The 26,554-nt window shown below is 65.5% G+C and carries 24 protein-coding genes and 1 tRNA gene; 15 read left to right on the top strand and 10 right to left on the bottom strand.

Annotated features, from left to right (window positions below; genetic code table 11):
• Positions 1–23: 23 nt before the first annotated feature.
• The 11 genes from E3T55_RS03080 (at position 24) to E3T55_RS03030 (ending at position 9,425) form a co-directional block, all read left to right on the top strand.
• A complete protein-coding gene (locus E3T55_RS03080) occupies positions 24–269 on the top strand; it encodes a ribbon-helix-helix domain-containing protein (protein WP_134518110.1) in 246 nt (81 codons plus the stop codon).
• On the top strand, positions 263–610 hold the full coding sequence (locus tag E3T55_RS03075; protein WP_241992822.1) for a type II toxin-antitoxin system PemK/MazF family toxin: 348 nt from the start codon (positions 263–265) through the stop codon (positions 608–610). The genes E3T55_RS03080 and E3T55_RS03075 overlap by 7 nt, the downstream gene beginning before the upstream one ends.
• A gap of 123 nt (positions 611–733) precedes the next feature.
• Positions 734–1,162, top strand: a complete 429-nt coding sequence (locus E3T55_RS03070) for a hypothetical protein (RefSeq protein ID WP_134518109.1) — start codon at positions 734–736, stop codon at positions 1,160–1,162.
• Between the two features lie 91 nt (positions 1,163–1,253).
• Complete coding sequence (locus tag E3T55_RS03065; protein ID WP_134518108.1) at positions 1,254–1,841, top strand: DUF305 domain-containing protein; 588 nt, start codon at positions 1,254–1,256, stop codon at positions 1,839–1,841.
• Between the two features lie 2 nt (positions 1,842–1,843).
• The gene (locus E3T55_RS03060) at positions 1,844–2,809 is read left to right on the top strand and encodes a beta propeller repeat protein (RefSeq protein WP_134518107.1); all 966 of its coding nucleotides are present in this window, start codon (positions 1,844–1,846) and stop codon (positions 2,807–2,809) included.
• A complete protein-coding gene (locus tag E3T55_RS03055) occupies positions 2,809–4,284 on the top strand; it encodes a multicopper oxidase family protein (RefSeq protein ID WP_134518275.1) in 1,476 nt (491 codons plus the stop codon). The genes E3T55_RS03060 and E3T55_RS03055 overlap by 1 nt, the downstream gene beginning before the upstream one ends.
• Before the next feature lie 16 nt (positions 4,285–4,300).
• The gene (locus E3T55_RS03050) at positions 4,301–6,343 is read left to right on the top strand and encodes a heavy metal translocating P-type ATPase (RefSeq protein ID WP_241992852.1); all 2,043 of its coding nucleotides are present in this window, start codon (positions 4,301–4,303) and stop codon (positions 6,341–6,343) included.
• A 232-nt stretch (positions 6,344–6,575) separates the two neighbouring features.
• Positions 6,576–8,084 carry an HNH endonuclease signature motif containing protein gene (locus E3T55_RS03045; protein ID WP_134518105.1) on the top strand — a complete coding sequence of 503 codons (1,509 nt, stop codon included), beginning with the start codon at positions 6,576–6,578 and terminating at the stop codon, positions 8,082–8,084.
• A 200-nt stretch (positions 8,085–8,284) separates the two neighbouring features.
• Entirely contained in the window at positions 8,285–8,881 is a 597-nt protein-coding gene (locus E3T55_RS03040; RefSeq protein ID WP_134518104.1) for a DUF4395 domain-containing protein, read from the top strand.
• A 5-nt stretch (positions 8,882–8,886) separates the two neighbouring features.
• A complete protein-coding gene (locus tag E3T55_RS03035) occupies positions 8,887–9,117 on the top strand; it encodes a hypothetical protein (RefSeq protein WP_241992821.1) in 231 nt (76 codons plus the stop codon).
• A gap of 128 nt (positions 9,118–9,245) precedes the next feature.
• On the top strand, positions 9,246–9,425 hold the full coding sequence (locus E3T55_RS03030; RefSeq protein ID WP_134518102.1) for a hypothetical protein: 180 nt from the start codon (positions 9,246–9,248) through the stop codon (positions 9,423–9,425).
• Between the two features lie 191 nt (positions 9,426–9,616).
• Here E3T55_RS03030 and E3T55_RS03025 read toward each other — a convergent pair whose 3' ends face one another.
• Together E3T55_RS03025 and E3T55_RS03020 are read right to left on the bottom strand one after the other, a co-directional pair.
• Positions 9,617–10,735 (bottom strand): Fic family protein, encoded by a 1,119-nt coding sequence (locus E3T55_RS03025; RefSeq protein WP_134518101.1) that lies wholly within the window; start codon positions 10,733–10,735, stop codon positions 9,617–9,619.
• A 287-nt stretch (positions 10,736–11,022) separates the two neighbouring features.
• Positions 11,023–11,112: transfer RNA gene (locus E3T55_RS03020), tRNA-Ser, on the bottom strand.
• A 100-nt stretch (positions 11,113–11,212) separates the two neighbouring features.
• On the opposite strand from E3T55_RS03020, the gene E3T55_RS03015 reads away from it, so the two are divergent.
• Both E3T55_RS03015 and radA read left to right on the top strand, forming a co-directional pair.
• Entirely contained in the window at positions 11,213–12,022 is an 810-nt protein-coding gene (locus E3T55_RS03015) for an SGNH/GDSL hydrolase family protein (protein WP_134518100.1), read from the top strand.
• Between the two features lie 10 nt (positions 12,023–12,032).
• Positions 12,033–13,382: a DNA repair protein RadA gene (gene radA, locus E3T55_RS03010; RefSeq protein ID WP_134518099.1), complete on the top strand. Its 1,350-nt coding sequence runs from the start codon at positions 12,033–12,035 to the stop codon at positions 13,380–13,382.
• A 6-nt stretch (positions 13,383–13,388) separates the two neighbouring features.
• On the opposite strand, the gene E3T55_RS03005 is transcribed toward radA, so the two are convergent.
• The 5 genes from E3T55_RS03005 to E3T55_RS02985 all read right to left on the bottom strand — a co-directional run bounded on the left by E3T55_RS03005 (position 13,389) and on the right by E3T55_RS02985 (position 22,815).
• Positions 13,389–13,808: a dehydrogenase gene (locus tag E3T55_RS03005; protein WP_134518098.1), complete on the bottom strand. Its 420-nt coding sequence runs from the start codon at positions 13,806–13,808 to the stop codon at positions 13,389–13,391.
• Between the two features lie 67 nt (positions 13,809–13,875).
• The gene (locus E3T55_RS03000) at positions 13,876–14,526 is read right to left on the bottom strand and encodes a hypothetical protein (RefSeq protein ID WP_134518097.1); all 651 of its coding nucleotides are present in this window, start codon (positions 14,524–14,526) and stop codon (positions 13,876–13,878) included.
• A 53-nt stretch (positions 14,527–14,579) separates the two neighbouring features.
• Positions 14,580–19,487 carry an ExeM/NucH family extracellular endonuclease gene (locus E3T55_RS02995; protein WP_134518096.1) on the bottom strand — a complete coding sequence of 1,636 codons (4,908 nt, stop codon included), beginning with the start codon at positions 19,485–19,487 and terminating at the stop codon, positions 14,580–14,582.
• Between the two features lie 137 nt (positions 19,488–19,624).
• The gene (locus E3T55_RS02990) at positions 19,625–20,194 is read right to left on the bottom strand and encodes an amino-acid N-acetyltransferase (RefSeq protein ID WP_134518095.1); all 570 of its coding nucleotides are present in this window, start codon (positions 20,192–20,194) and stop codon (positions 19,625–19,627) included.
• Positions 20,195–20,289: 95 nt separating this feature from the next.
• On the bottom strand, positions 20,290–22,815 hold the full coding sequence (locus E3T55_RS02985; RefSeq protein ID WP_134518094.1) for an ATP-dependent Clp protease ATP-binding subunit: 2,526 nt from the start codon (positions 22,813–22,815) through the stop codon (positions 20,290–20,292).
• Positions 22,816–23,020: 205 nt separating this feature from the next.
• On the opposite strand from E3T55_RS02985, the gene E3T55_RS02980 reads away from it, so the two are divergent.
• Together E3T55_RS02980 and E3T55_RS02975 are read left to right on the top strand one after the other, a co-directional pair.
• Entirely contained in the window at positions 23,021–23,650 is a 630-nt protein-coding gene (locus E3T55_RS02980) for a hypothetical protein (protein WP_134518093.1), read from the top strand.
• A gap of 17 nt (positions 23,651–23,667) precedes the next feature.
• Entirely contained in the window at positions 23,668–23,904 is a 237-nt protein-coding gene (locus E3T55_RS02975) for a helix-turn-helix domain-containing protein (RefSeq protein WP_134518274.1), read from the top strand.
• Here the strand turns inward: E3T55_RS02975 and cls are convergent.
• The 3 genes from cls to E3T55_RS20175 all read right to left on the bottom strand — a co-directional run bounded on the left by cls (position 23,885) and on the right by E3T55_RS20175 (position 26,159).
• Entirely contained in the window at positions 23,885–25,348 is a 1,464-nt protein-coding gene (gene cls, locus E3T55_RS02970) for a cardiolipin synthase (RefSeq protein ID WP_134518092.1), read from the bottom strand. The genes E3T55_RS02975 and cls overlap by 20 nt on opposite strands.
• 6 nt (positions 25,349–25,354) lie before the next feature.
• The gene (locus tag E3T55_RS02965; RefSeq protein ID WP_134518091.1) at positions 25,355–25,549 is read right to left on the bottom strand and encodes a hypothetical protein; all 195 of its coding nucleotides are present in this window, start codon (positions 25,547–25,549) and stop codon (positions 25,355–25,357) included.
• 76 nt (positions 25,550–25,625) lie between these two features.
• Positions 25,626–26,159 carry an endonuclease domain-containing protein gene (locus E3T55_RS20175; protein ID WP_166791657.1) on the bottom strand — a complete coding sequence of 178 codons (534 nt, stop codon included), beginning with the start codon at positions 26,157–26,159 and terminating at the stop codon, positions 25,626–25,628.
• Positions 26,160–26,554 lie beyond the last annotated feature (395 nt).

The following is a 26,554-nucleotide window of genomic DNA, read 5'->3' as shown; positions in this document are numbered from 1 at the left end:
GTATAACAAGTTATACTTTCAGCATGAAAACCGCGATTTCGATACCCGACGGCGATTTCGAACGCTTTGACAGGCTGGCGGCGAGACATGGAATGAACCGTTCAGAGTTCTACCGCCTCGCCGGCCACCGCCTCGCCGAAGAGCTTGAGGGGAAAGCGGAGCTGACCGCTCTGGCAAACGCGGTCATCGCACGCGTCGGGCAGCCCGCCGCCGATAGCCCCTTCCTGCCCGAAGCAGAACGCATCGTGCGTGAGGGCACGCAGTGGTGATCGCCCGCGGCGATATCGTATGGGTCGATTTCGGATCTCCCGGTGGCTCAGAACCGGCCACGCGCCGGCCGGCCCTCGTCGTGCAAGATGGCTGGCTGCTCGCCACCGAGATTGCCACGGTGCTCGTGGTGCCCGTGACATCCAACCTTGCCCTCGAAGCGTTCCCGGGAAACGTGCTCATACCGGTGGACGGTTCAGGACTCGGCAAGGATTCGGTCGCGGTGGTGTCTCAGATTGGTCCGATCAGTCGGGAGTTCCTGGACCCGCACCCGGTGGGGCACGCACCGAACTACGTGTTGTCCAAGGTCGCCGACGGCATCCGCCTCGTGCTCGGCATTTAGGCGCACGAAAAGCGGACACGATGGCGTTTCGCGGTCGAATAGCGGATGAAACGGACACCCTCGCACGCCGCATCCGCTTTTCGTAACGGAGTATGGTTCAGGGAGACTCACGACAGGGGTGACATGACGCAGGATCGCACGGCACGCCCTGTGGTGGCCCTACTGGCCCTCGCCGGTCTGCTCCTGGGGATGTTCGCCCTGCACTGCCAGATGACCGGACACGAGATGCATGGCGCATCGTCCGTATCGAGCTCGCCGATGGCCGCCCATCACGCCGATGAAGCTGTGACCCTGGCCGTCATCACCCTGGCGGCTCCCGCGGTCGCGACCCTCACGTTCGGCGCCGGCGACGGGCTGCTCGACTGCGCCCTGCTCGCCATGACCTGCGTTCTGCTGCTCACCCTCGTCGTCTCGGTGTTCCTGAGGCGGCGCCCGGCGACCTATCGCCGCCTGCTCGATGCCGGTGGCGCAGCACGCGGTGTGGTCTGGCGTACCGTCACCGTGCCGGCGCCACGCCCCGGCCTCACCCTGCTCTGCATCAGTCGCGTCTAGACCGTGACCGCATCGTGGCCCCACCGGGCCACGTCGCTTCGCCGCACCCACGGCCCCCGGTCACACAACACACACGACGAATGGATGAACCATGCTCACGACCCGTACCGCACTCTTCGCCGCCCTCTCCGTGGCGGCAGCCCTCACGCTCAGCTCCTGCGCCAGCACCAGCCCCGCCGCCGATTCCTCACCGTCGGCCTCGAGCGCGACCACGGCATTCGGCACCGCCGACGTCACCTTCGCCCAGATGATGATTCCGCACCACGAACAGGCCGTCGAGATGAGCGACGACCTGCTCGCCAAGGATGGCATCGAGCAAGACGTCGTCGACCTCGCCGCCGATATCAAGGCCGCTCAGGAGCCCGAAATTGCCCAGCTGCAAGCCTGGCTGACCGAGTGGGACGCCGAAGAAGACGCCATGTCCGGCATGGACCACAGCGCCGGTTCCGACGGCATGATGTCGGCCGAAGACATGACCATGCTGCAGGACGCCTCGGGCACCGAGGCAAGCATCCTCTTTCTGCAGCAGATGACCCTGCACCACGAGGGCGCCGTGGCCATGGCCCAGCTTGAGATCAACGACGGTGACAACCCGGATGCCATCGCCCTGGCCACCGCCATCGTCGAGACTCAGACCGCAGAAATCGCCGTCATGGCCGAGCTGCTCGAGACCCTCTGATCGTGTCGTGCCGTCTCACACCCGCGCGTTTTCGCTGGGCCGCACCGGCCGCGATCACCACGCTGATCGTGCTCAGCGGATGCACTCTCACCGCGGGCACGGTCGACGCCGAGGCCGGCGCGACCGCCGAGGCCTTCGGGCACATCCACGGGCTCGGGGCCGACCCGCTGACCGGAAACACCTATGCGGCCACCCACCACGGGGTGTGGCTCATCTCCACCGCCGACCTGCCCGACAGCTATCTGGGCGGGGCAGAGCCTGGCCCACCGGCCGCTCCCCTACAGCTGGCCGGCGGCTCGCAGGACATGATGGGGTTCACCGTGGCCGTGCCCGGCACGCTGTTGGCCTCAGGCCACCCGGATGCGCACGAGGCCAGCGACCTGGCCACGCCGAATCTGGGCCTGATCTCGAGTACCGACGCCGCAGCATCCTGGACGAATCTGTCCCTCGCGGGCAGAACGGACTTTCACGACCTCGACGCGGTCCCCCTGCCCAGCGGCACCCTGCGCGTGTACGGGTATGACGCCGGTGCGGGAGCCCTCGCGATCAGCGACGACTCCGGCCAGACCTGGACCGCCGGAGCAAGCCTGGCGATGCGGGACCTGACGGCGGATCGGGCCGATAGCGATCGCGTGCTCGCCACCACCGCCGACGGCCTGGCCGAAAGTCGGGATGCCGGTCACTCGTTCCAGCTCATCGCCGACGCTCCTGCCCTGCTGCTGGTCGAGGCCGTTGATCAGAGCGCCGGGGGCGGTTTCGTGGGCATTGACGCCGGCGGCGCGGTCTGGCGGCAGGACCCGGCGACGCAGGCCTGGTCCGAAACGGGATCGACCGGCCGAGCCCCCGATGCGCTGACCTTCGCCGGCGGCAACGCGCCCTGGATGCTCGTGGCGGATGCCGCCGGCATTGCCGGCAGCGATGATTACGGTGCAACATGGACCGACCTGCTCTCGCTCGGAGGCGAATGATGGCAACCCTGACCCGACGCACTGCACTGATTCTCGGCGGAATCGGCGCCGCCGGCGTGGCAATCGGGGGAACGGTGTTCGCTGTCACCCGCCCGGATGCCACGCCAGGCTCGTCGGGTGTCGTCAGCGGGCATGGCCTTCTCGAACCCACCGAACTGAGCAGCGTCGACGGCCGACTCGCCGTCACCCTGGAACAGTCTCGCCGGCAGGTCACTCTCGCGGGCCGCGAGGTGCGCGCGCTGAGTTACAACGGCGGCGTGCCGGGCCCCACCCTGCGGGTTCGTGCGGGCGACACCCTGAGCGTGAGCCTGCGCAACGGGCTGACGGAGCCGAGCAACCTGCACGTTCACGGTCTGCACGTCTCCCCCGAGAACAACGGCGACAACATGTTCGTGACGGTCGAGGCCGGTGACACCGTCGATTACGAGTACGTGCTGCCCGCCGATCATCCCCCGGGCGTGTATTGGTACCACCCGCACCAGCATGGTTCGGTGGCCGATCAGGTGTTCGGCGGCCTTTATGGCGCCATCATCGTGGAGGACCCCACCCCGCTCAACATCAGTCGGGAACGCGTGCTCGTCATCTCCGACGTGACCCTCGACGGGTCCGGCGATATCGCGCAGGCCATCGCGATGGACACGATGTCCGGCCGCGAGGGAGAACTTCTGCTGGTGAACGGTCAGGTGAACCCGGCCCTGACCGCGCGCCCCGGCGAGCGCGAGCGCTGGCGCATCGTCAACGCGTGCGTCTCCCGCTACCTCAGCCTGCGACTCGACGGGCAGCGGATGTCGCTGCTCGCGATCGATTCCGGTCGTTTCGAATCCGCGCGGGAGGTCGAGGACGTGGTGCTGGCACCCGGCAACCGCGCCGACCTGCTCGTCACGGCTCAGACGGGAACCTCGGTGCTGCGCTCCCTCGCCTACGACCGCGGCGCATTCGGCGGCATGATGGGCGGCGGACGCGCGCCCACGTCGGCCGATGCGACCGTGGCCACGCTGACGGTGGCCGGCGAGCCCGGTGCGGCCCTCGACCCGGTGGCCGCGCAGCCCGTACCGCGCGACCTGCGCGCGGCGACCGTCACCGCCCGCCGCGAACTCGTCTTCGCGATGGGGATGGGCGGCGGAATGGGCGGCGGAATGATGAGCGCCACCATCAACGGTCGCGTGTTCGACGCCGCCCGGGTCGACACGACCGTTCAGTTCGCCAGCGTCGAGGAATGGCTGCTCACCAATACGAGCACGCTCGACCATCCACTGCACCTGCACGTCTGGCCCATGCAGATAGTCGAAGAACGCGGGCAGGCGGTCGAGACCGTGCGGTGGCAGGACGTGGTCAACGTACCGGCGAACGGTTCAGTGCGCGTACGCATCGCTTTCGATGATTTCAGCGGGCGCAGCGTCTACCACTGCCACATTCTCGATCACGAAGACTCCGGCATGATGGGCGTGATTTACACATACCCCCCACGGGTATAAACTCAGGGACATGACAATGATGGGAACCGATCACGCGTCCATGGGCCACACGGGCAAGGATCACGGCGTGATGAACCACGGCGGCCACGCGGGCCACGGCGACCACGTCGGCCAGTTCCGCCGACTGTTCTGGGTCATGCTGATTCTTGCGGTGCCCGTTGTGGGCTTCAGCTCGATGTTTTCGATGCTCGTGGGCTACGACCTGCCCATGCAGGGTTGGCTGACCTGGATCTCCCCGGTGCTCGGCACGGTGATGTACGTCTGGGGCGGCCGCCCGTTCCTCACGGGCGCCGTCTCCGAGGTGAGCCGCCGCACACCCGGCATGATGCTGCTCATCGCGCTGGCGATCACGGTCGCATTTCTCGCCTCCTGGGGTGCGAGCCTCGGCCTGATCGATGCCGAACTCGACTTTTGGTGGGAGCTCGCCCTGCTGATCGTGATCATGCTGCTCGGACACTGGATCGAAATGCGGTCGCTCGCGCAGACATCCACCGCCCTCGAGTCGCTCGCCGCTCTGCTGCCCGACGAGGCCGAACGCGTCGAGGGCGATCAGGTCGTCACCGTCTCCCCGACCGACCTCGTCGTCGATGATGTGGTCGTGGTGCGGCCCGGCGGCCGCGTTCCCGCCGACGGCCGCATCACGGAGGGCACCGCCGACGTCGACGAGTCGATGATCACCGGCGAGTCCCGCCCGGTCACCCGCGCCCCGGGCGACCAGGTCGTCGCCGGCACCGTCGCGACCGATTCGGCGCTGCGCGTGCGCGTGACCGCCGTCGGAGACGATACCGCTCTCGCCGGAATCCAGCGGCTCGTGACCGAGGCGCAGGCCTCGTCATCGAAGGCCCAGCGCATCGCCGACACCGCCTCCGGCTGGCTGTTCTGGTTCGCGCTCGGCGCCGCCGCCATCACGGCCGTCGCCTGGACCTTGCTGGGGCAGCCGCAGGATGCCGTCATCCGCACGATCACCGTGCTGGTCATCGCCTGCCCACACGCCCTCGGCCTCGCGATCCCCCTCGTCGTGTCGATCGCGACCGAGCGGGCGGCCAAGGGTGGCGTGCTGATCAAGGACCGGCTCGCCCTCGAGAGCATGCGCACCGTCGACGCGGTGCTCTTCGACAAGACCGGCACCCTCACGAAGGGCGAACCGACGGTGACGCACGTCTCGGTCGTCGACGGTATTGACGAAGGCGACGTTCTCGCCTGGGCAGCGTCTGCGGAAGCCGACAGCGAGCATCCGCTGGCCCGGGCCATTGTGGCCGCCGCCCAGGGCCGAGGCCTGGCGGTTCCGCGGGCGACCGCCTTCCGCACCGCGGCCGCGGTCGGCGTCACCGCGACCGTTGCGGGAGCCGAGATCAGCGTCGGCGGCCCGAGCCTGCTCAGCACCCACGAGGCCTCCCCGCTCGTCGTCACCGAGGACTGGACCCGCCAGGGCGCCATCATTCTGCACGTGCTGCGCAATGGCCTGGTCATTGGGGCGCTCGGCCTGGCCGACGAAGTGCGCGAGGAGTCCCGGCAGGCCGTTTCCGCGCTGCAGGCCCGCGGAATTCAGGTGGTCATGATCACCGGCGATGCCGAGGCCGTGGCGCAGTCCGTGGCCGCCGAGCTCGGCATCGAGCGTGTCTTCGCCGGCGTGCACCCCGAGGACAAGGCCCAGAAGGTTGCCGAGCTGCAGCGCGAGGGCCGCCGGGTCGCGATGGTCGGCGACGGCGTGAACGACGCCCCGGCGCTCGCGCAAGCGGATGTCGGCATCGCCATCGGCGCCGGAACCGACGTCGCGATCGCCTCGGCCGGTGTCATTCTGGCCAGCGACGACCCGCGCTCGGTGCTCTCCGTGATCGAGCTGTCACGGGCGAGCTACCGCAAGATGAAGCAGAACCTGTGGTGGGCCGCCGGCTACAACCTGCTGTCGGTGCCGCTCGCCGCCGGCGTGCTCGCCCCGATCGGCTTCGTACTGCCGATGGAGATCGGTGCCCTGCTGATGTCGGTGTCGACCATCGTGGTCGCCCTGAACGCCCAGCTGTTGCGCCGCCTCGACCTGCGACCCGAGGCCAGCGTCTGAGCCAGCCCTGCGGAGCGCGGCGTGCGGAGCGTGGAGTATCGGTGGGTGGAGTGTCGGTGGGTGGTGAGAGGCTCGGGTTGACAAGACGCGTTCAGACTCCGACAGATGGAGCTGGTGCAGCACGGTCACCCGGCCGAACAGGCCGCGACTCGGGGTGTCGATAAATACGAGACTCAGAAAAAGTTTTGAAGATTCTCTGGTATTTGTCTTCATTCGGGAGTAAACTGAGAATATGTCACAGACACTCTCGTCGGACACAGATGCCGACCACAATCCGGTAGACCAGCTCGCCCACATCACCGAGCAACTCGCCAAGGCCCTGACCGGGCTGACCTACGCGCTGCAAGAAGATGCCTTGTCACTCGCGCTTCTCGATGGTCTTGAGCAGCTCGGCCGCCGCGTCGATGGTGCTCGGGTCGCCTCAACAGCGGATGTTGCCCGCCGGGCCGATGTCGAGCTCTACGGTGGCACGGCCAGCCTCTCCAAGCGCATGGGCTGCACCGGCAAGCTCGACCTGATCATGAGCGTCACCCACGTGTCCGTGCGGGAAGTGAAGCGACGCATCAGCCTGGGGGCGTTGACCAGCGTGCGGCCCGGGGTGGGACCGCTGCGACCGGCGGTGTTTCCCACCGTGAGCGCGGCACTGGCCGCGGGCGAGATCGGCGTGGACTCGGCCGAGATCATCGTGAAAGGCCTGCAGGAGGTCATCCGGCAGGCCGACCCCTCAGACCTGCACCTCGCCGAACGAGTCTTGGTAGCCAACGCGACGGGCGCACTCAACGACGACACCGAGGGCCTCCCCGGCGCCGGTATCGCGTTGCCGGCCGATCGGATGCGGGTGTTGGTACATGAGTGGCAGGCCCGACTTGACCCCGACGGCATCGCGCCTCAGGAAGAGGCTCGGGAGGCCAAGAGCAGCATCAGCTTCGGCTCATTCGAACGAGGCCTCTACCGAATCTTCGGCGGCGTCACCCCCGACCTGCGCGGCGAGTTCGAGACCTATTTTGCGTCCCGGCTGTCGGCGCGGGCAACGGTGAAGTTTCTACCCACCGCCGGACAAACCGAGCTGGACGGGGCCGACGGGACCGACGGGTCCGACGGGGCCGATGTCGTGCCCGACACCGAGGTCGTGCCCGACACCGACGTCGTCGATATCGACCGTCGCCCCGCCGGGGAAAAGCGGGCCGACATCCTGCGCGACATGGTCCGCGAAGCCGCCCGCGACCCCAAAGCCGGAGTGATGGGCGGCTCCGCCCCCACCGTCACCGTGCACGTGAACGCGGTCGACCTCAACGCCGGCCGCGGCGTCGGCTGGATCGACGGGGTCGAAGCCCCGGTGTCACTCACGACCGTCGACCAAGTCCTGTGCAGTGGCGGGTTCATCCCCATTCTGTTCGGCCCCAACAATGAGGTACTCCGGGTTGGCGATAAGCGGCGGGCGTTCTCCCCAGCGATGACGAAAGCCATCATGTCTCGCGATGGTGGCTGCATCATCTCGGGTTGCGACATTCCGGCGTACTGGACCGAGCTGCACCACGTGAAAAGCTACGCCCAGGGCGGCAAAACCGAAGTCGCCAACGGAGTCTGCCTCTGCTACCGACATCACCACGCCATCGACACCTCCGGCTGGCAGATCCGCATGACCCACGGCAGGCCCGAAGTACTCGGCCCAGCCTGGATAGACCCCAGCCAAACCTGGCGGCCCGCCCAAAACCACCGCGCCAACCGCCCCATCAACTAAACCTCGCCCCCTGTGCCACCCGCGCCTCCCGCGACGCCCACGCCACGCGCGACAAGGGAATCCCTTGCGTGTGAGCGGTTGTGGCGCTTCCCCAGCTCGGCACACAGCGATGGAAGTGCCAAGACTGCTCACTCGCAAATGGTGGGGGTTCGTCGAGACTCGTAGGCGTGTCAATACCCCGGCCGGTATATGCTGCTTGAATGGCTGCAACCACTTCACCGCTTGATTTTGGCGAGCGCGTTGACGGAATCGACATTCCCGTCTTCAACGAACGCGCGGTGCGCGCCTCGGCGGGGCTGCTCTTTCTGGTCGGCATGGTGGCCTTCATGACCGCCGCCCTCACTGACAATTTCGACCCGTTACGGGCCTTCGCCTTCATCTTCATGGTCGACATGATGCTGCGGCTATTCGTCAGCGCCCGCTACACCCCCAGCATGTTCCTGGGCGCGCTGATGGTGCGCCGCCAACGCCCGGAATGGGTGGGCGCCGACCAGAAGAAGCTCGCCTGGACGCTCGGGCTCGGTCTGGCTTTCACGTCTTGCGTGGCGATGGGCTTGCTCGGTCTGGACGAGACGGTCACGCTCATTCTCTGCGGACTGTGCCTCGGTATCCTGTTTCTGGAAACCGCCTTCGGCATCTGCGTCGGCTGCTCGCTCTACCGTATTTTCGCCAGGACGAAACCGCAATTATGCCCCGGAGACACGTGCACCTACGTGCCGCTGACCCGGGCCGAGAAGCGGGCCCAATCGCTCACTCAGATCTCGCTCGATCGAAACACCAACCAGCCAGAACAATGAACCCTATGACCACTCAGCTTGACGTCGGCATCCCCGAAGCCCAACTCCAAACCATCATCGACGGCCTGTCCCGGGTCCTCGCCGATTCGTACACCGTGTACCTCAAGACCCACAACTACCACTGGAACGTCGTCGGCCCCATGTTCCACTCGCTCACGGACCTGCTCGTGCGCCGCCTCGACGTACACGAGAAGACCGCCTGGATGCTGCGCAGTATGATCGCCGGCACGCACTAGCCCCACGGCTCAGCCGCGCCCGATTTCAGCGGCTGCTACGGTAATCGGCGTAGCGGCCACCCAAAACGACCGCGCTCATCGCCGGTGAGTGCGGCGTCGGCCACGGCGTTGCGGTGAGGAGTTGTCTGATGAAAGCTGTTCTCGTGGTCCTGACCACCATTTTCGCGGTGGTGTCTGTGGGACTGAACCTCGCAACCTTCACCGGAAGTCAGGCGACCGCCAACTATGGCTTCCTCAGCGTGATCATCACACTGGGACTACTGGTGACGCTCCTTCTGGTGGGGCACAGAACGAGAACCAAGACCTAGCTCTAGCGCCCCGCCAGGAACCACAAAACCCCCTGCATTCCAGTCAGACTGGGATGCAGGGGGTTTTCGTGGCGGCACCGGTGGGATTTGAAACCTAATGCTCACCCAATCAGAAGGCCGGAATGGGAGCAATTTCATTCACATGTTGCCACGTTTCGCGGCCGCGTTTCAGCGCTGTGAATCATCTTGCTCTAGAAGAGAGTCGGTTCACCGCTGGGCGTGGCAGAATCCGGGCGCACGAGCAATTCGAAGAAGTCGGTATTGACAAAAAGCCGCTCACGCCCAACCCTGACGTCGATCAAGGTTCCCGCTTCGACGAGCGAATTGAGCCATCCCGTCGCCGTCGGTCGGGACACCTTGCACCGCGTCATGACGCTCGTAATGCGACAGTACGGCTGTTCGAACAGGACGGAGAGCAGGTCCGCGTTGGCGCCCCCGGTGGTGACCGCGCGGATGATCTCCTGGGTCGCCGTTTCGAGTTCGTGCATGGCGTCGATCTTCTGGACGGTCGACAGGGATGTCTGTCGAATTCCCTCCAGAATGAACAGAATCCATTCCTCCCAGGCGCCCGATTCGGTGACCGCCAGCAGGAGCCGGTAGTAGTCGGCCTTGTTCTCGATGATGTACCGAGACAGGTAGAGGACCGGGTGGTGAAGCAGCCCCGCCTGCATGAGGAGCAGGATATTGAGGATGCGACCCGTGCGGCCGTTGCCATCAGCAAAGGGGTGAATTGCTTCGAACTGATAGTGGGCGACAGCGAGCGTGATCAGCGGGTCGAGATCGTTTCCGGCATGGATGAACTGTTCCCAATTGAAGAGCTTGTCGCGGAGTAACCGCTCTCCTGCGGGCGGGGTATAGATGGCCTTCTTGGTGACGGGGCTGCCAATGAACGTGCCGGGCAGGTTGCGTATGATCATTTCGCGCGAGTGAATGTTAGAGCAAACTTCGATCGCCGTGGTGACCGACAACGGCCGGGCTCGCATGCTCGCAATTCCGCTGAACAGAGCAGTCCTGTAGCGCAGCGTTTCCTTGGTTTCCGAGCTGGTCGCACTTGACTCATCCTGGGCAAATTTGAAGAGGTCATCAGCCGTCGTAACGATGTTCTCAATTTCGGAGCTTGCCTGCGCTTCCAGCAGGGGAATCGTGTTGATGAGTACCGTCGGGTTGGGAATCCGCCGTGACGCCTGATCGAGTGAAGCAAGAGCTGTGCGTGCTTGGATCGTCGCCTTTAAGACCTTCTTGGATTCTAGGTCGACCGCCGGCGGCAGGGCCGGCAAGTCGTTGTAGGGCGTCCCGGCAATCCACGTCATGTGCAAACTCTAGGCGCACATTCGCTAAACGTGTAAAAAAACAGGCCGAAATTTTAAACGTTGGTGGCACGTGTAAATCTACTTGGCATGTTCTCACGAGGCACATTTTCGACAGCGACTGGATCTCGCTCCGTTTCAGCGTGGTTCTCCAGCTCCCCGCTTCCGAAAATGCCGCACGGCAATGACGATCGCAGCGACCACGGTGAGCAGATGTTACCGAAACGGCATTCGGGCACAGAAGAACCCCCTACTCCCCAGTAAAACACTGAGATGTAGGGGGTTTTTCGTGGCGGTACCGGTGGGATTTGAACCCACGGTGGAGTCTCCCCCACACAACTTTTCGAGAGTTGCACCTTCGGCCGCTCGGACACGGTACCGCCGTCGATCCTAGTAGACTCCGGGGCCCGGCGCGAATCCGCGCAGCAAAACGTGCCCCACCCGCGCTTGTGGCCCAGCAACTCGATGTACATTCATCGAATGACCCACCCGACCCGCGGCATCCGCTCACGTGCGCTGCTGGCCCTGACCGCGACGATCGCCACCGCTGTGGGAATCGGGGTGGCAGCGCTGCGCTACCGCGGTTTTCGCCGACACCTGGCCGAACAGTCGGCAATTCTCAGCGAGACGCTGCCGGTGAATTCGAAGTTCTGGCGCAACCACGCCAAGGTGAAGGGCGAACTGCTCTACGTCGCCATCGGCGACAGCGCCGCCCAGGGCATCGGCGCGAGTGTTCCCGACCGCGGCTATGTGGGCCTGCTCGCCGACCATATGCGCCTCGTGACCGGTCGCACGGTGCGGGTGATCAACCTCAGCGTCTCGGGAGCCACGGTCGAGCTTGCCGTGCGCGACCAGCTGCCGCGGTTCGAGAAACTCGCTCCTGACGTCGTCACGGTGGCGATCGGGGCCAATGACATCGCCCGGTGGGATGCCGCGGTGTTCGCCGCCGGCATCCGTCGCCTGTTCGCGGCGCTGCCGGAACACGCTCTCGTGGCCGACCTGCCCTGCTTCCACCTGCCCCATAACGAACGCACGGTAGCGATCGCCAACCGGTTGCTGCAAGAACGCGCCGCCGTGCACGATCTCACCGTGGTGCCACTGCACGCCACCACGAAGCGGCAGGGCCTGCGCAGCATCGCCACCCAGTTCGCCAACGACATGTTCCACCCGAACGATCGCGGCTACCGGGTCTGGGCCGAAGCCTTTCTGCCTTCCCTCACAGCCGACCTCGCGCAGAGGTTTCCCCCAATCGACCGGGCCGCTTCATCCAGTGTCGGAGGTCGCAGCTAGGCTCGCAGACATGGCGAAACCCTCAGCTTCCTTCCGGTGCACCGAGTGTGGCTGGTCCACCCTGAAATGGGCGGGCCGGTGCGGCGAATGCCAGCAGTGGGGCACCGTGCAGGCGACCGACGAGAAGACCGGCATCATTCGTACCGTCGCCGCCAGCAATCTGCGAGACGGCAGCATTGCCCGCCCGATCACCGATGCGGCAACGGATGCCGCCGCCCACTGGCCCACGGGCGTCGCCGAGTTCGACCGCGTTCTGGGCGGCGGCATCGTGCCAGGCTCGGTGATTCTGCTCAGCGGCGAGCCGGGGGTGGGCAAATCGACCCTCCTGCTCGAGGTCGCGTCAAAAGCCGCCGTCGCCAAGAGCCGGGTGCTCTACGTGAGCGCCGAAGAATCGGTCAGCCAGATCCGTTTGCGCGCCGAACGCACCGGTGCCCTGCAGCCATTGCTGTTCATCGCCGCCGAGACCGACCTTGGCACGATCCTCGGCCAGATCGATGCCATCAAACCCGACCTGCTCATCGTCGACTCCGTGCAGACCGTGTCGAGCGCCCTCTCCGAGGGGTCCCCGGGCGGCCCGAGCCAGGTGCGCGAGGTCGCCTCCACCCTCATCCGCCTCGCCAAAGACCGCAACCTGCCGGTGATGCTCGTCGGCCACGTCACGAAAGACGGGTCGATCGCCGGTCCGCGCGTGCTCGAACACCTCGTCGATGTTGTCTGCCAGTTCGAGGGCGATCGGCAGACCGCGCTGCGCTTCGTGCGCGCGCTCAAGAACCGCTACGGCTCGACGGATGAAGTGGGTTGCTTCGAGATGACCGGCGAGGGCATCGCCGAGGTACCGGATCCGAGCGGGCTGTTTCTCAGCCGCGGCGCGAAGGCGGTGCCGGGCACCTGCGTGACCATCGCGATGGAGGGCCGGCGTGCGATGCCCGTCGAGGTTCAGGCACTGGTCGCCGCCACGAACGCGCCCAACCCGCGTCGGGTGACCAACGGGGTCGACTCAAGCCGCGTGGCCATGATCATTGCCGTGCTCGAAGTGCGGGCGGGCATCAAGGTGTCCGACTGCGACGTCTACGTGTCGACGGTCGGCGGCATCCGCCTGATCGAGCCGGCGGCCGACCTGGCGATCGCACTCGCCATCGCCTCGGCCGCCAAGGATTCCATCATTGCGCACGACGTGGTGGCGTTCGGGGAGATCAGCCTCGCGGGCGAGGTGCGCCCGGCATCCGCTGCCCGGCAACGAGCCAACGAGGCTCAGCGACTGGGATTCACGACCACCTATGACGCGTCGATCCTCTCGATCGACGTGGCCACCGACCTGTCGCTGCTCGGCACAGCGAAAGCCGACCGCCGCGGACGGTAGCGCCGGCTAGGCCGCTGCGGCGTCCGGGCCTGGCTCGAGCGGGCCGAGCGCCTTCAGCAGGTCGGCCGGAGCGGCCTGCATGACGTGCGGGCCGGCGATGTCGAAGAAGACCATCTCGACCGTGCTCGCGTGCACGGTCAAGAACTCGCGCAGCCACTGCCCGTCGCAGACCATCACGCGCAGGTCGGGGTCGTCGGGCAGCATCAGCTTGTAGTTCGCCGCCGAGGAGAAGAGCAGCAGCATGCGTTTGTCGCTGCCCTCACGGCCGAAGACGCGCACCTGCTCGCCTTCGCCATCGATGACGAGCTGCGGCACGATGATGTAGTCGTTGCGCAGCGCGTACGCGACGGCCACGACGTCTTGGGCGGCGAGGGCCGCGGCCAGGGCCTCGGAATGGGTCGGTGGGGTGGGGGGCACGTCGGTCACCCCCCTATTCAATCAGCAGTGCCCCAAAGTCCTGAATCTGGGCGTACGGAATCTAGAAGAGCAGAATCTAGAAGAGCAGAATCTGTTTGGCCGAGGCCGCTTCGATGCCGTCGACGGTCACACTGAGGTTGTACGAGGCGCCACCGGCCGGGGCGCCGTCGCGGGTGACCGCGTCGCACGTGTCCACCGCGCTGCGGGTACGATCCCAGGCGATCGGCGTTGAGGAGCTGACGACGATGCCGGGCTTGAGCGTAACCTGGGAGTCCGACGATTCGGTCTGACAATCGGTCGAGGTCCAGTAGGTTTCGGCGCCGCTCGTGATTGTGAACACCTGCGCCGCGGTGCCGGCATTGATCACGCACGAGTTGGTTCCGGTGTTGGTGAGGCTCAGTGAGAGCTGCGGCTGCTGCCCGGACTCGTACCGCACGGCATCCGTCACGGCATCCAGCTGCACCTGTGCGGGATCGCACGGCGAGCCGTCGACGGCGGCGGATGCCTCAGGGACCGGAGTCTCTGCGGCATCCGTCGCCGTCGGGGCCTCGCCCGCGGAGTCGGCAGACGGGGAGCCCGAATCGGACTCCCCACTGCTGGCCCCGGGACGGACCACGATCAGAATAATGATGACGAGAACGGCAAGCAGGCCGAACCCAACCACGAGACGCCGGCGCCGGTACACCTTGCTGGACTGGCGGCCGACCGGATGCTTGATCGTCGACATGCCCCAAGGTTATTCACGTTCAGCGCCGGCGCCGGTAATGGCGTGCGTGTCGGTTAGATTTGTGCGATTCCTCCCCGACGACGGTGCATCATCAGAACCGCGCCGAGCAGCAGCAGCAGAGCAGCCGCGAACAGCCCGGGAGTCGCGTCGATTCCCGTGTCGGGCAGACTCGCGACGGTGACCGCCGCGGCCGTCACCCGAATCTCGGTCCAGCCGATCACCGCACCGGAGGCATCCTGCACCACGATGCGGTGCACACCGGCGGTCGCCGTGACGGGAATGGTGGCCGTCACGAACCCGGTGGAACTGACCTGAGTCCAACCGCCCAGATTAACCGGTGTGGAGAGCATCCAGATCGACACGAACTGACCCGCGTGCTGCGCGCCCACGTTGATCGTGATGCTGCCACCAGCGGCATACGTACCCTTGTCGGTCGAGACGAGATTCTTCAGGCTGTCGAGCAGGGCACCCTCCCCGGCAAAGGTCGGGGCCGTTGTCGGAGCGGTGAACACCGGCGGCGTCACGGGCGGCGTGACCGGAGGCGTCACCGCGGCCGGCGAGACCGCAATGGCGACGCGCACAACGGTTCCGGTCGCGGCCGAGGTCAGCTGAAGCACGCTGTTCTCACTCGCGTCGGCGGGCACCGTGACGTTGACGGCAAACACGCCGTTGGCGTCGACGGATGCCGTGCCCAGATTCGCCGTGCTGCCCACCCAGTTGAGAGCGAACTCCGTGTTCTTCGGAGCGCCCAACGAGGTGAGGTCAACCTTCGACAGCAGGAGGTTCAGCGAGTCGCCCGCGGCAACAGCCCCGGTCGGGATGCCCGTAACGGTAGCCTGAGTCGCCGCGAATGACGGTGACAGCGGGCTGTTCGCCGTGATGTAGTCGATCCAGGCGTCACGGTCGACGAGTCCCGAGTCGATCGTGTTCGTTCCCTTCTTGAACTCGTGAAAGTTGTCACCTCCGGTGAGCAAGAAGTTGAACGAACCGATGCGGTAATCAGCGGCGGCATCGATTGCGACACCGTCGATCCAGATTCCCGTGATGCGGTCGCTCTCGGGCCGGGTGGCGTCGAACGTGTAGTTCACGTTGTCGGACAGTCCCAGCTGCTGGTACGGACGGCTCGGAACCGCTCCGGCCGCCGTGCGCTGCCACTGCTGTTCGAGAATGATCTTGAACTGAGCACCCGTGAGGGTCGTGGTCCACAGGTTGTTCAGGAACGGCAGCACGGCGTTGGCGTCGGCGTAGCTGATCACGCCGTCTTCTCCGACCGTGAGGTCGGTGCGCATGCCACCCGGGTTGACGATGCCGATCTCGGCGCCACCGCGCAGGTCGCTCGAGAGCGACTCCCGCAGCGAGTTCGCGACGAGCGTGCCGAGCGCCGACGGTGCGGCGCGGTCCTCAGCACAGGTTGCGAGACCCGCGACGAGGCAGCCCCGGCTGATGTCGGCGGTGAGCGAACCCACCGGAACACCGCCCAGAACGATCGCCTCGGCGCGGGCTGCGCTGACGATCGTGTCGACCGTCGCGACCCGCGGGTAGGCCGCGATCAGGTCGGCATCGGCCGTTGTCGTGCGCGCCACGTTCTTGTTGACCGCGGTGGTGGTCGTACCCGACGCCGAGTTGTAGCTGAGCACAACCTGGCCGACGTTTTCGCCGTAGCTGCCGGTCTGCAGCACCGGGCGGGTCACGCCGGAGGCGGCACCCGGAACCTGTGCGTCCCACGCGTACTGCTTGTGCGTGTGACCGGTGAAGATGGCGTCCACCTCGGCAGAGGTGTCGTTCACAATGCGCTCGAACGCGCTGTCGGTCAGCGCGAGTTCCTGAGCGAGCGTCGCGTTTTCGACCGTTCCGGCGCCGGCTCCCTCGTGGAACTCGGCAACGATCACATCCGCTTCACCGTTCTCGAGGTTGCCATCGGTGAGCTCCGCGGCAACGCGGTTCACGGCCTCGACAGGATCGCCGAATTCCAGCATCGCAATACCGTTCGGCGACACGAGGGCAGGGGTCTCCTCGGTGACGGCTCCGATGACGGCGACCTGCACCCCGTCGACGGTGAAGATCTCGTACTCGGGCAAGGCGGGCGTGGTGGTACCCGCCGCGTAAACGTTCGCGCCGAGGTACGAGAAGTTCGCGGCCTCGGTCACTCGCCCGGTCAGGTCAGTGAAACCCTGATCGAATTCGTGGTTGCCGACCGCGGAGGTGTCAAGTCCCAGCGCGTTGAGCGTGTCGATCGTCGGAACATCGAGCTGCGACGACGACGCGAACAGCGAGGCGCCAATGTTGTCCCCCGAGGAAAGGAACAGCGTGGCGTCGTCACCGTATTCGGCACGCAACTGCTCGACCGTTCCGGCAAACTTCACGGTGTTGCCATCGATCCGGCCGTGGAAGTCGTTGATGTTCAGCAGGTTGATGTCGGTTGTGCGCGCGAGGTTGAGGCCCAGCACTACCGGGTCGTGGTCCGAGGAACGGAACGCGTCCGGCGTGTAGAAGTCGGTCAGGTTGTTGTTGTAACGGCTGTACTCGAGTGCGACGGACTCCACCGAGTTGATGTTCCAGACGTCGACATCGTTGACCGTGGCATCCGCTTCGGGCGAGGCGAAGACGTGGTCGAGCGAGCCGACGGTGCCGCCGAACGCGTAGGTGTACTCGCCGGACTTGGCGCCCTGGTTGACGTAGCCGGCCTCAAGCAGAACCTGCAGCGGGTCTTCCATGTCGTAGGCATTGAAGTCTCCGGTGAGAAAGACCCGGTCAATTGCCGTGTCGGTCTTGAGCTCAGCGGCGAAAGCGACGAGCGCCTCTGCCTGCTCGACGCGGGTGGCGTTCGAGGCGCCCTGGCCGTCGCCCTGGTCGGCGTCGGCCCCCGAGCCGGAACCCTTGGATTTGAAGTGGTTCGCGATGGCGAGAAAGCTGCTCTCGTCGTCGCCGACCAGCTGGAACGCCTGGGCGAGGGGCTCGCGGGCGCGGCCGTTGAACGCCACAGAGTCGGCCAGAACGACCGACTCTCCGACGAGTTCGACGGTGGCGGGCTTGAAGATGAACGCGGTACGAATCACGTCTTCGCTCGCGGGAAGCTCGGCCGGTGAACCGGCGAAGTCCCAAACGTCACTGCCGGCGTCGGCGTTGAGCGCGTTGACGATATTCGCCAGGGCGTCATCGCGGTCCTTGCCGAAGGCGGCGGAGTTCTCGATCTCTTCGAGCGAGACGACATCGGCGCCAAGGGCGTTGATGGCGGCGACGATCTTGGCCTGCTGGCGTTCGAAGTTCTCGGCGTCCGCGGCGCCGCGGGCGTCACAGCCTGACTGAACGGTGGTCGGGTCGCCCGCGCGGTCGGTGTAGTAGCGGCACCCGGTGAGCGAGTCACCGGTGGTCGAGAAGTAGTTCAGCACGTTGAACGTGGCCAGGCGGATGTCGCCGCCCACGTTCTCGGGCGCTGCCGTGCGGTCGTTCTCGAATGTGACCGGCTGCACCGTGTCGGCGTTTTCGGCGACGAGTGCGGTGGTCGGCTGAAAGTTCCAGGCCCCGAAGCGATAGTCGAAAATGACCGCCGTCGTGAAGGTCACGGCCGCTCCGATGCGCACCGGCTCGGTGGTGGAGAGGTAGGGAACCGCGGTGTTCTCGGCTGCGGCGGACAGGTAATTGGTGGTGGCACCATCGTCGAGGTTCACGGCGCGGGCGGCGTTAGCGGCAATCGCGGCGGTGTACTCAGCCGTTCCGGGGCGAGCGGTGACGCTGGGGTTCACGAGGGGCGTGGTTCCGGCGGCGAGGCCGATCCCGGCGTACTGATTGGTCGTGTAGTTGTTGGTGACGGTGAAGTCTCCCTGCGGCGCCAGGAGCATGCCCTCGAGCGACTCGCGGGCCGCCTCCGTCTCGGGCAGTGCGACCGTCGCGGCGATCGGGTCAACGATTCCGGTATCGGAGAGCTGCATAACATCGGTGGCGGAGCCGACCGTGATTTCGGTGAGGGAGTTGAACTCGGTTACGGCGCCGACGACGGAAACATAGTCGCCGATGGCGACGGATGCGACGGCCTCCGTTCCGTACACGAAGATCCCGTCTGACGCGGTGTGGGTCGACATGTCGATCGGTCCGCCGGTGTCTGGGGACTGAATGTAGAAGCCATCGTGGCCACCGGTCGGGTACACGGCCGTGACGACACCGACGGTCTTGACCGTCTGGCCCGCGAGCGGGCTGATGTTGGTCGTACCCTGGATCGCGTTGATCGGGGTCGTGTCGGACGGCGCCTCGGTGGGAGCGGGCGTTTCGGTCGGCGTGGGCTCCGGGGTCGGCTCGACCGCCGTCGCGCCGCCGGAATTCGTGGGCGTGATCGTCGCGGAGAGGCTGAAATCGGCGGTGTTGTTGTCGCTGTCGGCAAAGCCGGTGCGGTTCATCGATTTCACATCGGTGGTGCTGCTCGGCGAGACGGCCGCGGCGGTCTCGAAGGTGTTCGAGGTGCCGTAGCCGAGCAGATCGATGATCAGGGGGTTGTCGATCTGGCTGCCGACGGCCGGCGCGGTCAGCGTCTCCGCCTGGTTAGCGAAAAAGATCGTTCCGTTGGTACCCGACCAGTTGGCAGCGCTGGTGACATCCGGCGCGGGCAGGTCAGGACTGGTTGAGGTGCCGCTGTTCGTGCCGCCGCCGACGAGAAAATAACCGTTCGCGGGGATCGATCCGGTGAGAGCGACCACGCCGTTCGGGTTGGCCGTTCCAGTCGCGGAGCGGTACTGAATCGACGTTCCCTCGAGAGAGATCGCGGCATCCGTCGGGTTATAGAGCTCGACGAACTTGTTCTTGTAAGCGGATCCGGCGCTGCCACCGCTGAGGTAGGCCTCGTTGATGATCACCCCGGTGCCATCGGTGGATGCCGTCGCCGGCAGTGCGACCAGCGGGGCGACCACCAGACTCACCCCGAGAAGGCTCGCGGAAATGAGCGTGGAGGCGCTCCTGGACGGTCGTGACATTGTGGTTCCCCCTGTGAGAGTGAGCTCTAATGGTGCAACTCTCTGAGACTATGCAGCGCAGGTGTCCAACGGGTTACGGGAGCAAAGTTTGCTCTTATGAGCAGGGCCTCAACGGCATCGGGGAGGGGAATCAGCGGTCAGAGCAGGGATTTCACCATCCGGGTATTGCCGAGGGTGTTCGGCTTCACCCGGGCCAGGTCGAGAAACTCGGCGACCCCCTCGTCATGCGAACGAACGAGTTCGGCGTAGACCGCGGGGTCGACCGTTTCGGTGCCCATGTCCCGAAACCCGTTGCGGGTGAAGAACGGCACCTCAAAGGTGAGGCAGAACAGGCGGGTCAGGCCGAGCTCGCGGGCATCCGCTTCGAGGCGAGTGAGCAGCACGTGGCCGACGCCCTTGCCGAGCCAATCCTCGGTCACGGCCAGAGTGCGCACCTCGCCGAGGTCCTCCCAGATCACGTGCAGGGCACCGACGCCGATGAGGTTGCCGGCCGGGTCTTCGGCCACCCGGAACTCCTGCACGGCCTCGTAGAACACGACCCGGTCTTTGCCGAGCAGGATGCGCTGCTGCACGAGCGGTTCGACGAGCGCCTGGATACCGGGAACGTCGCCGGTGCGCGCGCGCCGCACCACATAGCCCCGATCGGACGTGCCCCGATCGGTCCGGGCCTGCTCGGTCACGTCCTCGGAAACGCTGGCATCTGTCATCTGCCTAGTTTAGTTATCCCTTTGGATACCCGAATTCGGGCACAAAGAACGGGCCCGGCAAGAACTGCCGGGCCCGTCGATGCTGCTGGTGCTGCCTACTCGCTCGTGATGGCGAGGTCGGGCGTGCCCGCTCCGGTGCCGATGCTCGCGCCGGCGTTGATGCCGACCGAGACGGCGTCGGCGCGCTGCGTGGTCGTGAACACGAACTTCGCATCGATGAAGTCGACGTGAACGTGGTCTCCTGCGTTCAGCTCACCGTGCAGGATGTTCTCCGACAGGCGGTCTTCGATCTCGTGCTGCACGGCACGGCGCAGCGGCCGGGCACCGAGGGCCGGGTCAAACCCGACCTCGATGAGGCGTTCCTTGGCCGCGAGGGTCAGCTCGATGGTCATGTCGCGGTCGAGCAGGCGTTCGCCGAGGCGCTTGATGAAGAGGTCGACGATCTGAAGCAGTTCGGGCTTCGACAGCTGCGGGAAGACGATGATCTCGTCGACGCGGTTGAGGAACTCGGGCTTGAAGTGCTTCTTCAGTTCGTCTTTCACCTTGCCGGCCATGCGGTCGTACCCGGTCGAGGTGTCGCCCTCGATCTGGAAACCGACGGGGCCGCCACTGATGTCCTTGGTGCCGAGGTTGGTCGTCATGATGATCACGGTGTTCTTGAAGTCAACGACGCGACCCTGGCCATCCGTCAACCGGCCCTCTTCCAGAATCTGCAGGAGGGAGTTGAAGATGTCGGGGTGGGCCTTCTCGATCTCGTCGAAGAGCACCACGGAGAACGGCTTGCGGCGCACCTTTTCGGTGAGCTGGCCGCCCTCTTCGAAGCCGACGAACCCGGGGGGCGCACCGAACAGGCGCGAGACGGTGTGCTTCTCGCCGTACTCGCTCATGTCGAGGGCGATCAGGGCGGCTTCATCGTCGAACAAGAACTCGGCGAGCGCCTTGGCGAGCTCGGTCTTGCCGACGCCGGTCGGGCCGGCGAAGACGAAGGAACCGCTCGGGCGCTTCGGGTCCTTGAGGCCGGCACGGGTGCGACGGATGGTCTTGGCGAGCGCCGAGATGGCCTCTTCCTGACCGATGACGCGCTGGTGCAGGGCCTTCTCCATGAAGACGAGTCGCGAGGACTCCTCCTCGGTGAGCTTGAAGACCGGAATGCCGGTCGCCTGGGCGAGCACCTCGGCGATCAGACCCTCGTCGACGACCGCGGTCGTCTTGACGTCGCCGGACTTCCACTTCTTCTCGAGGCGCAGACGCTCGCCGAGGAGGTTTTTCTCCTCGTCGCGCAGGCCGGCGGCCTTCTCGAAGTCCTGCTCTTCGATGGCGAGTTCCTTGGCGGCACGCACCACGGCGATCTTCTCGTCGAATTCGCGCAGCTCGGGCGGGCTCGACAGAATCGACAGGCGCAGGCGGGCGCCGGCCTCGTCGATCAGGTCGATGGCCTTGTCGGGCAGAAAGCGGTCGGACACGTAGCGGTCGGCGAGGTTCGCGGCGGCGACGAGCGCGCCATCCGTGATGGACACCTTGTGGTGCGCTTCGTACCGGTCGCGCAGGCCCTTGAGGATGTTGATGGTGTGGGGCAGCGACGGCTCGTTCACCTGAATGGGCTGGAAGCGGCGCTCGAGGGCGGCATCCTTCTCGAAGTGCTTGCGGTACTCGTCGAGGGTCGTCGCACCGATCGTCTGAAGCTCACCGCGGGCGAGCAGCGGCTTCAAAATGGATGCGGCGTCGATCGCGCCCTCGGCGGCTCCGGCACCCACGAGGGTGTGGATCTCGTCGATGAAGACGATGATGTCGCCGCGGGTGCGGATCTCTTTCGTGACCTTTTTCAGGCGCTCTTCGAAGTCACCGCGGTAGCGGCTGCCGGCGATGAGCGAGCCGAGGTCAAGCGAGTAGAGCTGCTTGTCCTTCAGGGTCTCGGGCACATCACCCTTGACGATGGCCTGGGCGAGGCCCTCGACGACGGCGGTCTTACCGACGCCGGGCTCACCGATCAGCACGGGGTTGTTTTTAGTACGTCGAGAGAGGATCTGCATGACCCGCTCGATTTCCTTCTCACGGCCGATGACCGGGTCGAGCTTGTTGTCCCGGGCGGACTGCGTGAGGTTGCGGCCGAACTGGTCGAGAATCTGGCTTCCGGCGGCGCCGGCGGCCTGCTCGTTCGCTCCGACCTGCACCTGCTCCTTGCCCTGGTAGCCCGAGAGCAGCTGGATGACCTGCTGGCGCACCCGGTTGAGGTCGGCGCCGAGCTTCACGAGAACCTGGGCGGCGACGCCCTCGCCCTCGCGAATCAGGCCGAGCAGAATGTGCTCGGTGCCGATGTAGTTGTGGCCGAGCTGAAGTGCTTCGCGCAGGCTGAGCTCGAGAACCTTCTTTGCACGCGGCGTGAAGGGAATGTGGCCGGTCGGCTGCTGCTGACCCTGGCCGATGATGTCTTGCACCTGCTCGCGCACGGCATCGAGGGAGATGCCGAGGCTCTCCAGAGCCTTGGCGGCGACGCCTTCACCCTCGTGAATCAGGCCGAGCAGAATGTGCTCGGTCCCGATGTAGTTGTGGTTGAGCATCTTGGCCTCTTCCTGGGCCAAAACGACGACACGACGAGCTCGGTCGGTAAATCTCTCAAACATGTGATCGCTCCTCTGGCGCCAGGGCAGTTATATGGTGCCGATACATCGAGAGTAACGATCCTTCGGGGCGAGTTGGTCGTTGTTCGCCGTGGGCGTGACGGATGCCGTGCCCGGGCTCCCATTGCGACGCGCCAGATCTTGCTCACCCCATCGATAAGCAATATGGTGAGCATAACGATAAGCATTATGACACTGAGGGAATCGCATGACTACCACCTACGCCCGGCTCAAGCGTCTGGACGCCCGGCTCGAACGCCCCATCCTGTGGACCTTCTTCGGCGCGGCCATCATGGTCGCCCTGATCAGCCTCACCCTCGGCCTGATCCACCTCCTGACCGGATTGACCTCCGACCGCATTCCCCTCACCCTGACGGTGGACGCCCCGCTGCCCGCCGAAGCGGATGCCGGCACCGCGACCCTGGTCGAGGGAACGTTCGCGAGCGCATCCGTTCTGATCTCGGGCCTGAGCCCCCTTCCCGTTTTCCTGTGGGCCCTCAGCTCCGTGGTCGCGATGGTGACGACCGCCGTGATCTGCGCCGCCGTCGCCCACCTGTGCTGGAAGCTACTGCGGCGCCGTGCCTTCGACCGCTCGGTCACCCGGATGGCCCTGTCGGTGGGCTTCGTCCTCGTGCTCGGCTCGATCATCGGGGGCGGCTTCGGCGGCCTCGGGCTCATGATCGCCACTGGGGAACTCGGTGCGCCCTCCACCCCGTTCTGGCCCCTGGCTGTGTTCCTTGACCTGACACCCATGATGGTGGGTTTCGTGATTCTGCTCGTTGCCATGGTGATCGAGGTCGGAACCCGCCTGCAGCGGGACACCGAGGGGCTCGTGTAGTGCCCACTGAAAAATCGGTGCCAGCTGAAGCACCCACCGGCATCCACTGCCGGCTCGACGAGCTTCTCGCCGACCGCGGGCTGACCCTGACCCGGCTCAGCGAGCTGGTGGGGGTGAGCGTCGTCAATCTGTCGGTCTTGAAGAACGACCGAGCCCGGGCCATCCGCTTTTCGACGCTCGAAGCCATCTGCACGGCGCTCGACTGTGACGTCGGAGACCTGCTGACTACTGGCGCTACTGCACGGCCGAGGTGAGCCGGGCGAGGTTGTCGAGAATCGTCGAGCGCAACGGCTGCTTCATCCACTCTTCGAGGGTGAGTTCGCGGCTGTTGCGACGGTTCTCGTCTTCCATCGAGCGCAGGCTCTGCACGAAGGTGTGGCCGCGCACCATCAGCGACACCTCCATGTTGAGACTGAAGGAGCGCTGGTCCATGTTGCTCGAGCCGACCACGGCGACCTCCTCGTCGATCGTGAAGTGCTTCGCGTGCAGAATGTACGGCGCCTTGTACATGTAAATGTGAACCCCGGCGCGCAGCAGCTCCTCGTAGTACGAGCGCTGTGCGTGGTAAACCACGGCTTGGTCGCCGATCTCCGAGACGAAGAGTTCGACGTGCAGGCCGCGCTGGGTGGCGGTGGTGATCGCGTACATCATCGACTCGTCCGGCACGAAGTACGGGCTCGTGATGATGATGCGATCCTGCGCGTAATACAGCAGCGCGAGAAACAGGCGCAGGTTATTCTCGCCCTTGAATCCGGGGCCGCTCGGCACGACCTGGCAGTCGAGCCCGTCGGTCAGCGGCCGCGGATGCACCGGTTCGATATCACGGGTCAGCATGTCGTCGGTTTCGCTGTACCAGTCGGTGATGAAGATCGCGTTGAGGCCCGAGACGATCGGACCCTCGAGGCGGGTCATGAAGTCTTTCCACTGCAGGCCCAGACGGATATTGCGGCGCATGTTGTACGAGCGGTCGATGATGTTTTGCGACCCCATGAACCCGACGAGCCCGTCGACAACGAGCAGCTTGCGGTGGTTGCGCAGGTCGGGGCGCTGCCACTTGCCCTTGAACGGCTGCACCGGCAGCATCAGTTCCCACTTCACGCCCGAGGCGGTGAGGCGCTCCTTGGTCTGCGTGAACCCGGGCTTGCGCATCGACTGGATGTGGTCCATCAGCACCCGCACGCTGACCCCGCGCTTGACCGCATTCTCGAGGGCGTCGAAGAACGGCTTCGTGGTCGGGTCGAGCGAGAGAATGTAGAACTCGACGTGCACGTAGCGTTCTGCCCGGTCGATGTCGGCGATCATCGCGTCGAGGCTGCCCTGATAGTCGCCCAGCAGGGTCGCCGTGTTGTCACCCACGAGCGGCATCGCACCGAGGTTGCGGTTGAGTTCGACGACCGACTCGAGCCAGGTCGGCCAGGGCTCGTCGCGGCGCACCCGCTCGATGCCCTCGGTGCTCTCGAGGATGAACCGGTTGATCTCTTCCTGCTGCGCGAGCCGCTTCTTCGGCAGGGTACGGTACCCGATCAGCAGGAACAGCAGCACGCCCAGGTACGGAATGAAGAAAATCGTCAGCAGCCAGGCCATTCCCGACATCGGACGGCGGTTGCGGGGCACGACGATAACGGCGATGACGCGAACAATGAAGTCGACGACGAAGGCGGCCAGAACGAGAAAGGTCGAACCGTCAAGGGCCGGCATACGGACCTAGGTGACCGGTTTGTCGAGACCGGGATTATCGAGGCCGAGGCGCGCGCGCTCTTCGGCTTCGATCTGCGCGTATACCTTACGTTCGTTGCGGTCGGCGTGGATGATCGAGCGCAGCACGTACCAGAAGGTCAATCCCAGCAGAATCGTGGGAATGACCGACCACGCCGCGTTCGCCCAAAAGTTCTCAACCATGCCTCCAGAGTACGGGGTCACGCTGGGAGTTGACGCACGTGACGTGGTTCGACCGGGAACGCGCGGGCGGATGTGCTCAGCCGGCCGTCGCCGGCCGCCCGCTGGCCAGAATGGTGCGGATGACCGCCAAACACAGCGGCATCTCGTCCAGCACCTGGCGCGACCGAAACCGGTGGTACCGGTAGCCCAGCAGGGTGAGTTCCGCATCTCGGCGGCTGTCCTCGTCGCGGGACTGGTCGTCGTCGTGCCACCGGGCCCCGTCGAGTTCGATGACGAGCCATCCGTCGATGAGCACGTCGACGCGCCCGACCCTCGAGATCACGACCTGAATCTGCACGGTCCATCCAGCGTCCTCTGCCGCAATTCGAAGCAGCGTCTCCAGCCCCGACTGAGCTCGCCCGTCGAGGCGCCCCAGAAGGCGGCGCAACCGCCGCGGCAAAAGGGCGATCACCTGTTCCAGCTCGCTCGGCGAAACGAGCCCCTTATTGAGCGCGCTGTCCATGGACGCGATGGCGTCGCAACCGGCCCCGAGACCGGCGAATTGCAGCAGGGAATCAGCAACCGACATCCGCCACCGGATGTCGGTGTGGCGCGGAAACCGCTCAGTCACCCAGAGACGGTGCTCGTTCGCTCCGGTGGCGGGTGCTCGGGCTGAGTGCTTAGGGGTGCCGATCCACAGACCGTCGGGGCGGGTAACCCACACCCCGTGACTTGCCAGTGACGACGCAGCGGCGAGTCGGCCTTGCAGGGCTACGGCCCGCATCGCGTCGTGATCAACTCCTCGGTGGGCAAGCCAGGAACGCCCGAGTGGCCACAACTCGTGCGCCACCGTTGCCCGGCACAGGTCACGGTCGGTATAGCCGAGTGCTCGGAGCTGCGAGCGGGTCGCCAGGTTGCCGAATCGAGCCAAGTCGCCTGCCAGTGAACGATTCATGGCCCGAGCATGGCTGACGATGGCCGGGTCTGAGCGCCCGGAACGGCGTTTTGTGGACAAGTCGAGCGTGT

The organism is Cryobacterium frigoriphilum (assembly GCF_004403305.1).
GTDB classification, from domain to species: domain Bacteria; phylum Actinomycetota; class Actinomycetes; order Actinomycetales; family Microbacteriaceae; genus Cryobacterium; species Cryobacterium frigoriphilum.
Note: the sequence above shows the minus strand (reverse complement) of the source record. Positions and strands in the feature narration are given on the sequence as shown.